We start from the raw sequence: 13,509 nt of genomic DNA on the forward strand, positions 1-13,509 counted from the left end.
TCACGCACGGGACGGAAAAGTCGCTGACCGTCCATCAGATCTGATGATCCTGCCGCCGACCGGGTGGCCTCCGTCCGGCCGCTGGTCCACATCGGTGACGCTCGGCGCGCCGTCGCGTGTCGGGCACGGAAACGTACAGGGGGTGGTGCAAGGGGCAACTCCTTGTCCCGGCCGCGACGAGCATGGTTGGAGACCTTCCGCGATGAAGAGACGTTCCACCCGCCGAGTCCCCGGCGCCGGACGAGGGCACCGCCGGACCGTCCGCATGACCGCGTCCGCCGCTCTCCTGGTTCCCCTGCTGACCGGCACCCCGGCCTGCGGGAGCCCGACGGACGACCGGAAGCTGCAGAACGTCTTCACCGACGCGGCGGACGAGTACCACGTACCGCGCAGCGTGCTCATGGGCGTCTCGTACCTGCAGTCGCGCTGGGACACCCGGCCCGGCACCCCGAGCGTCGCCGGCGGCTACGGTCCGATGCACCTGGTGGACACCCGCCGGGCCCAGGACCCGTCGACGTCCCAGGAGGGGCGGGCCGGAGGACCCGCGATCGCCGCGGGCCCCCCGGGCGACCGCGCCGACCAGCCGGCGGACCTGCGCCACGCCGCCCGTCTGATCGGAACCCCGGCGGTACGGCTGCGGACGGACGCCGCCGCCAACGTGCGCGGCGGCGCCGCGCTCCTGGCCGCCGTGCAGCGCCGGCTCGGCAAGCCGCTCAGCTCCGACCCCGAGGACTGGTGGGACGCCGTCGCACGCTTCTCGGGCACGGGTGACGCCGCGTCGGCCGCGACGTACGCGAACGACGTGTTCGCCCTGATCCGCCAGGGCGCGCACCGCACCACCGACGACGGAGAGCTCGTCACCCTTCCCGCGAGCCCGCGGGTGCGCCCGCGCGCCGCCGACGTGCAGAAGGCGCGCCGGGCGCAGGAGGTCGAGTGCCCGCCGGAGCTGGACTGCGACTGGATCGGGGCGCCGTACGAGCGGACGGACGACGGCAGCTACGGCAACCACGACGTGGCCGACCGGCCGAGGGACCAGAAGATCGAGTACATCGTCATCCACGACACCGAGGCGGACATGTCGTCGATGCTGCACACCGTCCGGAACCCGAAGCAGCCGTCGTGGCACTACTCGATCCGTTCCAGCGACGGCCAGGTGACCCAGCACGTCAGGACCAAGGACATCGCCTGGCACGCCGGAAACCAGTTGGTGAACGCCCGTTCGATCGGCATCGAGCACGAGGGATTCCTCAAACAGCCCGACACCTGGTACACGGAACAGATGTACCGGGCGTCGGCCCGGCTGGTGCGCTACCTCGCGAAGAAGTACGACATCCCGCTCGACCGTCAGCACATCCTCGGGCATGACAACGTGCCGGGTCCGACCGCCTCGTCGATTCCCGGGATGCACGACGACCCGGGGCCCTTCTGGGACTGGCGGCACTATTTCGACCTCCTCGGCGCCCCGCTGCGTGCCACCGCCGGGCCCGACAGCGACCTGGTGACCGTGCTGCCGGACTACGCCGGCCACCAGCCGACGTTCACGGGCTGCGCCGGGGCCGGCACGCCCTGCGCGGCGCACGGTTCCGGCGCGGTGCGCCTGCGCACCGCGCCGGACGAGAGCGCTCCGCTGGTCCAGGACCCCGGCCGGCGCCCGAAGGGCGAGGCCTCCACGGTGGACGTCGACGATCTGGGAGCACGGGTCTCCACGGGGCAGACCTTCGCGGTGGCGGGGTACGAGGGCGACTGGACGGCGATCTGGTACCAGGGTCAGCGGGCGTGGTTCAAGAACGCGCCGGACCACCCGACCGCCGTCGGCGCGCGTGGCCGGATGGTGACTCCGAGGCCGGGCCTGAGCGAGGTCCCGGTCTACGGGCGTGCCCTCCCGGAGAAGGACGCCTACCCCGACGGCGTGGAGGAGGAGGCCGAGTCGCCGCTGCCGTACCACTTCCTCGCGGGTCAGCGGTACGCGACCGAGGCCCGTCTCGTCGGGTCCCACATCGACAGGTCGGAGTTCCGTGACGTGCCGAGCCCGGTCGTGACGGGGCGTGAGCAGTGGTACGAGATCCAGCTCGGGCACCGGATCGCCTTCGTCCGGGCGAGCGACGTGGACGTGATCGAGTCCCAGGGGTCCGAGCCCACGGCGGGACAGGCGGCCCCGCCCCACGACTGACGGCAGACGGCAGACGGCAGACGGCAGACGGCAGACGGCAGACGGCAGAAGACTGGCGGATGAAGACGGACGACGGACGGAAGGCCCCGGCGCGGGCTGGGACGGTGTCACGGTCGGCTTCCCCGTCACGCCGTCACGCCGTCACCCCTTCACCCCTTCACCCCGTCTCCCCAGACGGTCCGCCGCCCTCATGGTCGGCCGGTGGTCCGGCGAGGGAGGCCTCGATGCGGCGGAGCTGGTGATCCATCGCCGTCAGCCACACCTCGAGATCGACCAGAGTGGGCAGCCCCGGATGGTGCCGGGGCAGCGGTGGAGCGCAGGGCCGCCGCCCGGGAGCGGGTCCCCGGTCCTTCGTCAGGTGCACGGCGACGCGTTCCACGTCCGTCGTCAGTTCCGCGGCGGTCCTGCGTGCCCAGGCGCAGGCATCCGGCGGCACGTCGGCGGACGGCACCTCGAAGCAGGGGAGCCGCTGGGCACCCAGCACGGTGTGGTAGGCCACCACGAGCACCCCGTGCCAGTCGGCCTGGACCCCTTCCCCCGCGACGGGCGGCTCGCTGCGGAACTGGGCGTAGGCGGCCTCCGCCAGCCGCAGGTGGTGCAGGGCGGGATAGGTGGAGGGCGCGCAGGGATCGGCGTCCGGCGCGTCCAGCAGCGCCTCGACCGTGGCGGGGACCAGGGCCCCGCAGGAGCGCAGCAGACCCGCCATGGTGCGGCGGACCTCCTTGCGCGCCCCCGCCGGCCAGGCCAGCAGTCCGCACAGCAGGCCGATGACGCTGCCGGTGACGACATCCACGAGACGTGCCTCCGACAGCCGCCAGGTGGTCGGGGTGATCTGGGCGAAGGCGAGCGAGACGACCAGGGTGAACAGCCCCTGGGCCCAGGCGACTCCCAGCAGGGGTCCCAGGGCGAAGGCCACGAGCATGCCCGGCACGAGGAGGATCGCGTAGGCGTCCAGGTGCCGGCCTACGGCGATGAGCAGCGCGCCCGCCGCGACGGCTCCCACCAGATTGCCGGTCACCGCCTCGCGGACCGCGCGCCAGGTGGCGCCGACCGTGGTGCGCGCGAGGGTCAGGACCGTCAGCAGGACCCAGAATCCGTGCGCGAGGTCGAGCGTGCCCGCGACGAGCCGGGCGACGGCGAGGCCGCACGCGACCCGTACCGCGTTCTGGAACCACACGGAGCGATGGGTCGCGTTGCCCGCGATCCGGCGCACCCACAGCCGTGACGTGGGCAGGTCCACGTACCAGAAGAGGTCGCGGGGCGAGAGCGGTGTGCGGCGGCGTCCGGCGGCGGCGACCTCGACGGCGGTCACCGCGATCCACGCGGACTCCGCCAGCGTCAGCACCGCGGCCTGCCCGCGCAGCACCCGGCCGTCCACGGCCCGTTCGGCGGGATCGGCCGAGCGGCGGATCCGGTCCGCCTGGAACCCCTGGATCTCCTCCCGCAGCGGGCCGGCCGTCGGCGGCGGCCGGCCGGTGCGCAGGGACGCCGCGGTGCCGGCGCACGCGTCCGCGACGCGGGCGCGCAGCGCCGCGGAGGCCGGGTCCCTGCCCAGGGGCACACCCTCGGATGCGGAGAGTTCGGACTGGGAGGCCAGTTGGTCCAGGATCCTGCGGGCCGCGGCGCCCGCCTGTCCGAGCGCCCGGTCCCCGCGTCCCGGGCCGGTGGGCCGCTCGCCGGGCGCGACCCGGGACAACCGCATCCCCTCGCTCCGTTCCCGCAGGGTCGCGACGGGGACGCGGTCCGGCTCGGCCGCCGCCACCGCGCCCGTCTCCAGGGCGTCGGCGAGCAGAGCCCGGAAGCTCCGGGCGGGCGGGCCGCGCAACAGGTAGGCCTGGCACAGCGCGAGGAGGGCGACGCCGACGGCCACCCCGGTCAGCCGGCCGCCCAGCGTTTCGGGGGCGTAGGGCGGGAAGCAGGCGAGGATGTAGAGGAGTTGCAGACCGGTGGCGGGTCCCGCCGCGCGCGGTCCGGCCACGACGCTGAAGCTCAGCAGGAACCCGGCGACCAGCATGCCGGCCACGGCGGCCGCCGTGGACTGCGCCAGCATGGTGCCCAGCGCGACGAGGGCCAGCCCGAACGGCAGGGTCCGCAGCGTGATCCACGCCTGCCGGCGGCCGGTGCCGGGGATGGCGGACAGCAGACCGAGCGCGATCGGCGTGAACAGCGCGTACAGCGCCGTCACGGGTTCGTGGAGGCCGTAGAGGAAGACGTAGAAGCCCGCGGCCGCCGAGCAGGTGACCTGTACGGAGCGCCGCAGGACCGCGGAACGGGCGGGCCCGGGTCTCATACCCGCTCGCCGCCCGCGCGGGGCCGCCCGGCCCGGCCGGTCCGTGACGGAGACGGCTGCGGTGCGCTCCTGCGTCGGGTGGGGCACATGCGGACGATCCTCTCGGCAGACGCCGCGCGGGCTCGCCGGCGACCGGACCCCCGCTCATTTTCGACCCGGCGGAGGTGCCGCGCACGCGGTGCCGGTGGCGGCCGTGGTCGCCGGGTGCGGGCGGGTGGGGAGACTCGTAGCCTGGGACGGTGCGGTCACGGCCCGGGGGCGTCCGCCGGGCCGGGCAACGGGAGTCGCCATGGCGTACCGGTTCCACGAGAACGACCAGTTCGACCACGAGATACGGATGGCGCTGGGTTCCGTCTGGTGGCACGGCGCGGACGTGGGCGAGGTGCTGGCGACGTCGGCCACCGTGGCGGGCGCCGGAGGCGAGACCTGGTTCTGGACCTGGGCCGCGCTCGGCCGGCGCGTCCGGGAGCAGGCTGAGCGGAGCGCGTCCCGTGGCAGGCGGGTCACCGCCCGGGACGCGTTCCTGCGGGCCGCGGGGTATTTCGCCCTGGCCCTGGCGGGCGCCGAGTCGTGCGAGGACCCGCAGACGCGTCTGCGCGAGGTGTTCGCGGAGCACCGCGCGTGCTTCGACCGGTTCGCACGGGCGTGGGACCCGCCCGCCGAGCGCGTGGCCGTCCCGTACGAGGACACAACACTGCCGGGCTACCTGCTCGGCCCGCCCGGCCCGCCCGGCCGGCTGCCGACGGTGATCGTCAACAACGGCGCTGCCGGTGCGGTCAGTTCCGCCTGGACGCTGCTCGGCGCGCCGGCCGTCGCCCGGGGGTACCGTGCGCTGCTGTTCGACGGGCCCGGCCAGCAGTCCATGCTGTTCGACCGCGGGGTGACGTTCCGTCCGGACTGGGAGAAGGTCGTCACACCGGTCGTGGACCTCCTGTCCGCGCGGTCCGACGTCGACGCCGGGCGTATCGCGCTCGCCGGGGTCGGCCAGGCCGGATACTGGGTGCCGCGCGCGCTCGCGTTCGAGCACCGGATCGCGGCCGCGGTCGCCGATCCGGGTGTCGTCGCCGTCGTGGAGAGCTGGTGGCACAGCCTCGGCCCGGAGGTGCGGGGCCTGTGGGACTCCGGTGACCGGGACGCGTTCGACCACGTGGTCCGCGAGGCACTGGCCGCGGACCCGGCGCTCGCCGCGCGGTGGCGCGGGCGGGCCCGGCCGTACGGGGTCTACTCGCCGTACGACCTGCTGGCCGAGATCGGCCGGTACGACGTGACCCCGGTGGCCGCGCGGATCACCACCCCGCTGCTGATCACCATGCCGGAAGGGGAACGCCTCTGGCCCGGTGCCTCGAGACGGCTCTACGACGCGCTGCCCGGTCCGAAGGCGCTGGTCTGTTTCACCGAGGCCGAGGGAGCCCAGCTGCACGGCGAGCCGATGGGCCGCGCGGTGTTCGAACAGCGGATCTTCGACTGGCTGGACGCGCGACTGGCCCCCGGCCCGCCGGATCCGTCCGGCCGCCCGGGCACCGGTACCGGCACCGGCACCGGCACCGGCGCACAAGGGGGCGGGGTCCCCGGGGCCTGACCCCGGAGATCCCCGCCCCCGTTCGCGTCAGGGCCTCAACAGGCGCCCTCGTCCTGCCAGACACCCCAGTCCGAGGCGACCGGAGTCTCGTTCTGGGTCCACCACTTGGCCTTCCAGTTGTGCTGGTTGTACGACACCTCGTTGCCGGCGGTGTAGACGGCGGCCGAGCTCCAGGCCGTCTTGCACCCCGTACCCGGGGGCGTAGAGGTCGGGGTGGGAGTGGGGGTCGAGGTGGGCGGCGTCGCCCCGGCGAACTTCACCGAGTACTTCGCGAAGTCCCAGGCGTTCTGTGCCACGCTGGAGCAAGTGCCGGACGTACGGCCGCCGTTGTCCGCCGGGGTGCACTGGCGGTCGCGGTTGAGGGACCAGAACGTGAAGCGGTCCATGTGGTGACCGGTCGCGTAGTCCAGCACGGTCTGGAAGTCGGCCTGCGAGAAGTACTCGCCGGCGTCGCTGCGCCCGTTCATCCCGGAGAAGCCCTCGTGGGCGTAGGCGGTCGCCTGGTCCCAGCCGAAGGTGGACTGCAGGATCTGGTTGAAGTTGGTGAGCGCCCCGGTCTGCGAGGCCGCGCCGTTGAAGCCGCCGTCGAACGGCATGATGGAGAAGTTGTTCGGGGTGAACCCCTGCGACTTGGCCTCCAGCAGCATCTGCTTGCCGAACCAGCCGGTGCCGTCCGCCGTGCCCGCGGTGGTGACGGAGACGTAGAGGCCCGGGTTGTTCTGCTGGAGGATCTTGGCGGCGCCGATCTCGTTCCTGACGGCCGCGGTGTTCTCGTACTCCGGCTCCTCCAGGTCGAAGTCGATGGCGTGCAGGCCGTACTTGGTGATGACCTGCTGGTAGGCCGCGGCTGTGGAGGAGGCGTCCGAGCACACCTGGCCGAGCTTCGTCCCGCCGTACCCGCCGATGGAGACGGAGACGTCGCCGCCCCTGGCCCGGATGGTGTTGACGACCGACTGGACGGCCGTGTCGGAGGAGACGGCGGCTGTGCCGCCCCATGTGGGGCTGCAGCCACCGCCGTTGGGGGCGAGGACGAAGGCCAGCTGGAACGCCTTCAGACCGGTGGCGTCCATGATGGCGGCCGCGTCCGGCGGGTCGTTGTCGAGTGGCATCAGATAGGGAGCCGCGGCGTACCAGCGGTTGCTGAGGGCGGAGGTCGCGCCGGAGGCGCTGCCCGCGATCAGTGCGGTCGTGCCCGCCGCGGCGATTCCTACGGCGGCGACTGCGCCCAGACAGGCGCGAAGACGTCTCACTGCGTGCCTCCAGGGGAGAGGGGGTTCGCTCAGCTTCGTGAGACTGTTGCGGCCATGTCAATGGATTGGCCTAGACCAGATTCCCCTTTGGACTAGACCATGCGAATTCTTTACCTCCGCCGCGGCGGTGACCCCCGCGTACGGGACGCGGGGCCCGTCCGGGTCACCCGTGTCCGTCCTCCAGCGCCGACGCCACCCGCTGCGCGGTCCGTTCCCCCGCGTGCTGCTTGATCAGGCCCTCCTTGGCCACCGCCCGCACCCGTATCCCGGTGCTGTCCGGCTCCGCACGGGTGACGGTGACCGTGACCACGACCGGGTTCATCGCGGCGAATCCGGCCCCCGCCAGCACGCGCAGCGCCACCAGGTCGGCCCCGTCCCGCAGCAGGGACGGATCCGTGGCGCCGGTCGACTCGGCCAGGCTCCCCCGGACGCGTTCGAGCGCGAGGTCGAAGCCGAGCGGCAGCCGCAGTTCGATCTCGTGGACGTCGTGCTTGAGGAACCTGGCCGCGAACTTCGCGCCGAGACGCCCCTGCCCGGCGATCGCGCCGAGGGCCTCTTCCAGGAGCCTGTCCTCCGAGTGATCCAGCATGCGACTCCCCTACCCCTCACCTGCACGAATGGCCGCTCACCCTAGCGTGCGAGGCCGCTCTCCGGGAACGCGGTCACCCTCTGGGTCTCCCGGAGGTCTCCCGGAGGTCCCCCGGACCAGGTCCCGGTGCGTCTCCCGGTGCCGCCGCGTACTCACCTTGAGGCTCCCGCGCCGCAGTTCGGGAACGTCGAGCGCCAGCGCGGTGACGAGCGCGGCCAGGGCGGCGTACTTCCCCGTACGGGGACTCGCCACGACGTCGAAGACGATCCAGGGCGCGAAGCCCAGGAAGACGCCCCGGCCGTGCGGCGGTTCACGACCGGACGCGTCGGCCCGGCCGGACGCCGCGGGCCCGGTCCCGGCCCGGGCCGGGGGCCGGAGCCGGATGCAGGTGCGGGGCCACGCGTCGTATCGGGTGGAGCCATCGGGCACCTCCGCGGCCTGAGCCGCCGTGTCGGGCCGAGGGCGCGAGGTGTCCCCCGGCTCGGCGCTGAGGCGAGACCTCTGGCTCTCATGCTGCGACCGCGCGGCCTCCGCCGCATCCGCTGCGCCCGTCCGGCCGGAGAGACGCAGGTCACATCCGAACGTGTCCGCTCCGACGTCACGTCCCGCCGGGCCGGTCCGTCAAGGGTGTGTATCCACCGACGCGAAAGAGGAGACCACCATGAACGCCGATGCCCGTCTCAACTTCTACGGCAGCCCCCTCGCGACCAAGTTCGCCCGGCACATCAACTCGGCGGGCAAGGCCGTCACGGACTCGACGCTGCCCCACGCGACCCAGGAACTGGTGAAGCTGCGGGCGAGCCAGATCAACGGCTGCGGCTTCTGCACGGACATGCACGCCAAGGACGCCGCCCACGCCGGTGAGTCCGCCCTCCGGCTCAACCTGGTGGCGGTCTGGCGCGAGGCGACGGTGTTCACCGACGCGGAGCGCGCCGCCCTGGAGCTGACCGAGGAGGGCACCCGGATCGCCGACGCCGCCGGAGGCGTGTCCGACGAGGTCTGGGCGAACGCCGCCAAGCACTACGACGAGGAGCAGCTCGCCGCGCTGGTGTCCCTCGTCGCGCTCATCAACGCGTACAACCGCATGAACGTCATCGTCCGGCAGCCCGCGGGCGACTACCAGCCCGGCCAGTTCGGCTGACCCGGACGGACCGGCCCCGCGTCGGGGCCCGGGACGCCGGAGCCCGCTCCACCGGGCGGGAACACCCCCGCTCGGTCCCAGGCCCGGTCCCGGCCCGGCGCCCGGCCGGTCCCCAGCCGGTCCCCGTCCGGTCCCGGTCCGGATCCACCGGCGCCGGGAGTCGGGCGCGGCCGACGCACGGTCACCGTCCTCGATCACCCTCGCGGCGCCGCGGGTGGTACCGCGGTACCACCCGATGGCCGTAGTTCACCCCCCGGTACCACGGCTCACCGGCTCGGCGGAGTCTAACGTCGCAGGTGAGGCGCTCCTGAACCGGTGTGGCGCCCGGACCCGAGGGATGGGCGATGATCGAGGCACAGCAGCTGACCAAACGGTACGGGGAGAAGACGGCGGTCGACGGTCTCGACTTCGTCGTCCGCCCCGGCACCGTCACCGGCTTCCTGGGACCCAACGGCGCGGGGAAGTCGACCACGATGCGCCTGATCGTCGGGCTGGACGCCCCGAGCGCGGGCTCCGTACGGGTCGGCGGCCGCCGCTACGCCCAGCACGCCGCCCCGCTGCAGGAGGTCGGCGCGCTGCTGGAGGCCCGGTCGATCCACCCCGGCCGCTCCGCGTACAACCACCTCCACGCGCTCGCGCTCACCCACGGCATCCCGCGCCGCCGGGTCGACGAGGTCATCGAGCTGGCCGGGCTCGGCAGCGTGGCCAGGAAGCGGGCGGGCGCGTTCTCGCTCGGCATGGGCCAGCGCCTCGGCATCGCGGCGGCCCTGCTGGGTGATCCGCAGACGGTCATGCTGGACGAGCCGGTCAACGGGCTCGACCCCGAGGGCGTGCTGTGGATCCGCAACCTGCTCACCGGACTCGCCGCCGAGGGCCGTACCGTCTTCGTCTCCTCGCACCTCATGACCGAGGTCGCGCTGGTGGCCGATCACCTGATCATCGTCGGGCGGGGCCGGCTGCTGGCCGACACCACCGTGCGGGACCTGATCCGCGACGTGGGCGGCGACACCGTGAAGGTGGCCACCGCCGACCCGGCCCGGCTCCGGGAGGTGCTGGCCGGGCCCGGCGTCGACATCACCGGCAGCGCGGGCTCCGAGGAGCTGCACGTGACGGGGGTGACGGCACGCCAGATCGGTCTGACGGCGGCCGAGCACGGCATCGCGCTGTTCGAACTCAGCGCCAGGTCCGTGTCCCTGGAGGAGGCGTTCATGGACCTCACCAGGGACGCCGTCGAGTACCACGGTTCCACCGGCGCCGGCGACGAGACCCACGGGAGGGCCGCATGAGCACCATCACCGCGACCGAGACCTCCGCCCCGCCGCCCGCGCCGGCCACGCGTCCGGACTACCGGGTGACCGGACGCCGGGTGGTGCGCTCGGAGTGGGCCAAACTGTGGTCCCTGCGCTCGACCTGGATCACGCTCGGCCTCGGCCTGGTCTTCCTGGTGGCCTTCGGGCTGATCGCCGCGGCCCAGTTCAGGTCGAGAATCGGCTCCGGCCACCACATGGACCCGGACTTCGCCAGCTCCACCGCCGTCAGCCTGTCGTTGTTCGGTACGAACTTCGCGCAGCTCGCCCTGGGTGTCCTGGGCGTGCTCGTGACGGCGGGCGAGTACTCCACCGGGATGATCCGCTCGACGCTGGCCGCGGTGCCGCGCCGGCTGCCGGTGCTCTGGTCCAAGTCGGCCGTGTTCGGTCTGGTCTCGCTCGCCGTGGGCACGGCCGGCGCGTTCGTCACCTTCCTATTCGCGAGCCACATCGTGTCCGGTACGAGCGCGGCCATGACGTTCTCGCACCCGGGCGTGGTGCGCAGTCTGCTCGGCGCGGGCCTCTACCTCGGCCTGGTCGGGGTGATCGGCACCGCCCTCGGCGCACTGCTGCGCTCGGTCGCGGGCGGAATCTCGGTACTGGTCGGCGCGCTGATGCTGGTCCCCGGCCTGATCTCGCTGCTGCCCACCTCCTGGCAGGACGACATCAGTCCGTATCTGCCGAGCAACGCGGGCGAGTCGATGTTCGCCCTCACCCACGACGGCTCCACCCTGTCGCCCACCGCCGGGCTCGTCGTCTTCCTCGGCTGGACCGTGCTGGCCTCGGCGGGGGCGGCCTTCCGGCTGGTGCGCAGCGACGCCTGACGGCCCGCTCGCCCCGCGTGTCGTCGGCGGTCGACGCGGTGTCCGGCCCGTCCGGGCGCCGCGCCGACCGCTCCGCACGGTCCAGCCCGGCACGACCCGGCACCGCACCACCCAGCCGCACAGAGCCCAGCCCGCGCCACCCAGCCCCGCACGACCCGGCCCCGCCCCCGATGGACAGGTGACACCGTGACGGCCGACGACACCGCCGGTATGAGCCCGCTGTTCGCCCGGCTGACCCGGGGCGGTCAGTGGCTGCGCCAGGCGGACCGGGCGCGGCCGTGGGTGCTGGACACGGCCGTGGTCGTCCTGGTCTTCCTGATGTTCTGCCTGCCGGACCTGGTGCACGGGCACGACGCCCGGCGCGAGCTCGCCGCGCGGTTCACCCGCCCGCCCCTCGCCGGGATGCTGGCCCTGCAGGCCGGACTGGTGGTGCCGCTGCTGTGGCGGCGCAGGAATCCCGCCGCGGCCTTCGCCGTCGTGACGGCGGTCTTCCTGCTGCAGTGGTCGCTCGGGGCGCTGCTGCGCGCGGACGTCGCCCTGCTGATCGCCCTGTACAGCCTGACGCTGCACGGCACGCTGCGGCAGCTGGCGTGGGCGTGCGCGGTCACGGCGGGCGGTCTGGTCCTGGTGGCCGTGCGGGTCTCCGTCGTGGTGTCCGTCGGAGACGCGCTGTTCTTCCTGTTCAGCGCCGCGATCGCGGCCGTCGCCGTGGGGATGGCGGTGCGTATCCGGCGGGCCCAGCTCGCCGGGCTGCGGGAGCGGGCGGCCCGGCTGGAGATCGAACGCGACCAGCGCAGCAGGCTGGCGGCGGCCACCGAACGCGCCCGGGTGGCCCGCGAGATGCACGACATCGTCGGCCACAACCTCGCCGTCATGATCACTCTCGCCGACGCCGGTGCCTACGCCAGCGACGTCACGCCCGAACGGGGCAAGCAGGCGCTGCTGCTCATCGGCGACACCGGCCGCCAGGCCCTGGGCGAGCTGCGCCGCATGCTCGGAGTGCTGCGCGAGGAGGCCGAGACCCCCGCGCTCAGTCCCCAGCCGGGCGTCGCCGACATCGACGCGCTCTGCGCGCGCATCCGCTCCGCCGGCCCCCGGATCACCTACCGGACGGCCGGTGACACGGACGCGCTGGACGGCGGTGTGCAGCTGACGGTCTACCGGATAGTCCAGGAAGCGCTGACCAACAGTCTCAAGCACGCGGGCACCGACACCCGGATCCACCTCGCGATCGGCGTGGAGGGCTCGCGGCTGCGCATCCGGGTCGAGGACACCGGGCCACCGGGCGGCTCGCGGCCGGCCGGTCCGCCGAACGAGGAGGGGCACGGCCTCGCCGGCATGCGCGAACGGGCGGCGTTGTACGGCGGCATGGTTCACGCGGGGCCGGCCCCGCACCCCGGCGGAGGATGGACCGTACAGGCGATCCTCGACCTCACCCCGCTCCCCGGCTCCGAAGGCGGTACCCCGTGACCACCGTACTCATCGTGGACGACCAGCCCCTGCAGCGCTTCGGTTTCCGCATGCTGCTGGAGTCGGTCCCCGGCACCGAGGTGGCGGGCGAGGCCGCGCACGGCGCCGAGGCCGTGCGCAAGGCGGCGGAACTCCGCCCCGACGTCGTCCTCATGGACGTACGGATGCCGGGCATGGACGGCATCGAGGCCACCCGCCGGATCATCGCGACGGGCGGCCGCTCACGGATCCTCGTCCTGACGACCTTCGACCTGGACGAGTACGCCCACGCGGCCCTGCGCGCCGGGGCGAGCGGCTTCCTCCTCAAGGACGCCCGGCCGGAGGAGCTCCTCGCGGGCATCCGCGCCGTCGCCGCGGGGGACGCCGTCATCGCCCCGGCCCTGACCCGGCGTCTCCTCGACACCTACGCCCGGCATCTGCCGCACCGGAGCACGGCGGACGCCGAGACCGACCCGAGACTGCGCGCCCTCACCGATCGTGAACGGGAGATCCTGGTGGCCATCGGCCAGGGCTGGAGCAACGGCGAGATCGCCGCGCGTCTCGTCCTGTCGGAGTCCACCGTCAAGACCCACGTCGGCCGGGTCCTCGCGAAGATCGGCGCGCGCGACCGGATCCAGGCCGTCATCTTCGCCTACGACCTGGGGCTCGCCCGCCCCAACAGCACCGCCTGACCGGACGGCGAGCAGGGAACCGTGCCGCGCGGGCTCCGTGCATGCCTCCCGCGACGGGCCCGCCAGGACGGTCGCGTTCCTGCGGTGACCGGCGAACCGCCGTGCCCCGAAGCCCTCTTCGTCCGCCGCGTGCGCGACGGCACCGCGGCCTGTCCGGCCGCCGCGACCGGCTCGGGGCCCGCCTCCGGTGCTCGGCGGAACACCGCCGCCGCGTCCCG

10 protein-coding genes are annotated in these 13,509 nt (G+C 73.6%); 7 read left to right on the forward strand and 3 right to left on the reverse strand.

Translation table 11 applies throughout. The features are described 5' to 3' along the window. Positions 1-265 precede the first annotated feature (265 nt). A complete protein-coding gene (locus OG776_RS08575; RefSeq protein ID WP_329319889.1) occupies positions 266-2,170 on the forward strand; it encodes an N-acetylmuramoyl-L-alanine amidase in 1,905 nt (634 codons plus the stop codon). Positions 2,171-2,327: 157 nt separating this feature from the next. On the opposite strand, the gene OG776_RS08580 is transcribed toward OG776_RS08575, so the two are convergent. Beyond that, entirely contained in the window at positions 2,328-4,460 is a 2,133-nt protein-coding gene (locus tag OG776_RS08580; protein WP_329319891.1) for an FUSC family protein, read from the reverse strand. Between the two features lie 289 nt (positions 4,461-4,749). Here OG776_RS08580 and OG776_RS08585 point away from each other — a divergent pair, with 289 nt between their 5' ends. Then, entirely contained in the window at positions 4,750-6,039 is a 1,290-nt protein-coding gene (locus OG776_RS08585) for an alpha/beta hydrolase family protein (RefSeq protein ID WP_329319893.1), read from the forward strand. A gap of 35 nt (positions 6,040-6,074) precedes the next feature. Here the strand turns inward: OG776_RS08585 and OG776_RS08590 are convergent, their stop codons facing one another. Together OG776_RS08590 and OG776_RS08595 are read right to left on the reverse strand one after the other, a co-directional pair. After that, positions 6,075-7,289 carry a carbohydrate-binding protein gene (locus OG776_RS08590; RefSeq protein ID WP_329319895.1) on the reverse strand — a complete coding sequence of 405 codons (1,215 nt, stop codon included), beginning with the start codon at positions 7,287-7,289 and terminating at the stop codon, positions 6,075-6,077. Between the two features lie 163 nt (positions 7,290-7,452). Next, on the reverse strand, positions 7,453-7,878 hold the full coding sequence (locus OG776_RS08595; RefSeq protein WP_148009598.1) for a hypothetical protein: 426 nt from the start codon (positions 7,876-7,878) through the stop codon (positions 7,453-7,455). Positions 7,879-8,539: 661 nt separating this feature from the next. Between OG776_RS08595 and OG776_RS08600 the strand changes: the two genes are divergently transcribed. The 5 genes from OG776_RS08600 (at position 8,540) to OG776_RS08620 (ending at position 13,291) form a co-directional block, all read left to right on the forward strand. Continuing rightward, entirely contained in the window at positions 8,540-9,019 is a 480-nt protein-coding gene (locus OG776_RS08600; protein ID WP_148009599.1) for a carboxymuconolactone decarboxylase family protein, read from the forward strand. Between the two features lie 344 nt (positions 9,020-9,363). Next, on the forward strand, positions 9,364-10,305 hold the full coding sequence (locus tag OG776_RS08605) for an ABC transporter ATP-binding protein (protein WP_329319899.1): 942 nt from the start codon (positions 9,364-9,366) through the stop codon (positions 10,303-10,305). Beyond that, the gene (locus OG776_RS08610; protein ID WP_148009601.1) at positions 10,302-11,150 is read left to right on the forward strand and encodes an ABC transporter permease; all 849 of its coding nucleotides are present in this window, start codon (positions 10,302-10,304) and stop codon (positions 11,148-11,150) included. Before OG776_RS08605 ends, OG776_RS08610 begins: the two co-directional genes overlap by 4 nt. A 210-nt stretch (positions 11,151-11,360) precedes the next feature. Next, positions 11,361-12,620, forward strand: a complete 1,260-nt coding sequence (locus tag OG776_RS08615; RefSeq protein WP_329323675.1) for a sensor histidine kinase — start codon at positions 11,361-11,363, stop codon at positions 12,618-12,620. Further along, positions 12,617-13,291 carry a response regulator transcription factor gene (locus OG776_RS08620; protein WP_329319901.1) on the forward strand — a complete coding sequence of 225 codons (675 nt, stop codon included), beginning with the start codon at positions 12,617-12,619 and terminating at the stop codon, positions 13,289-13,291. The genes OG776_RS08615 and OG776_RS08620 overlap by 4 nt, the downstream gene beginning before the upstream one ends. The last annotated feature ends 218 nt before the right edge of the window (positions 13,292-13,509 follow it).

This window comes from Streptomyces sp. NBC_01689 (assembly GCF_036250675.1).
In the GTDB taxonomy this organism is placed as follows: domain Bacteria; phylum Actinomycetota; class Actinomycetes; order Streptomycetales; family Streptomycetaceae; genus Streptomyces.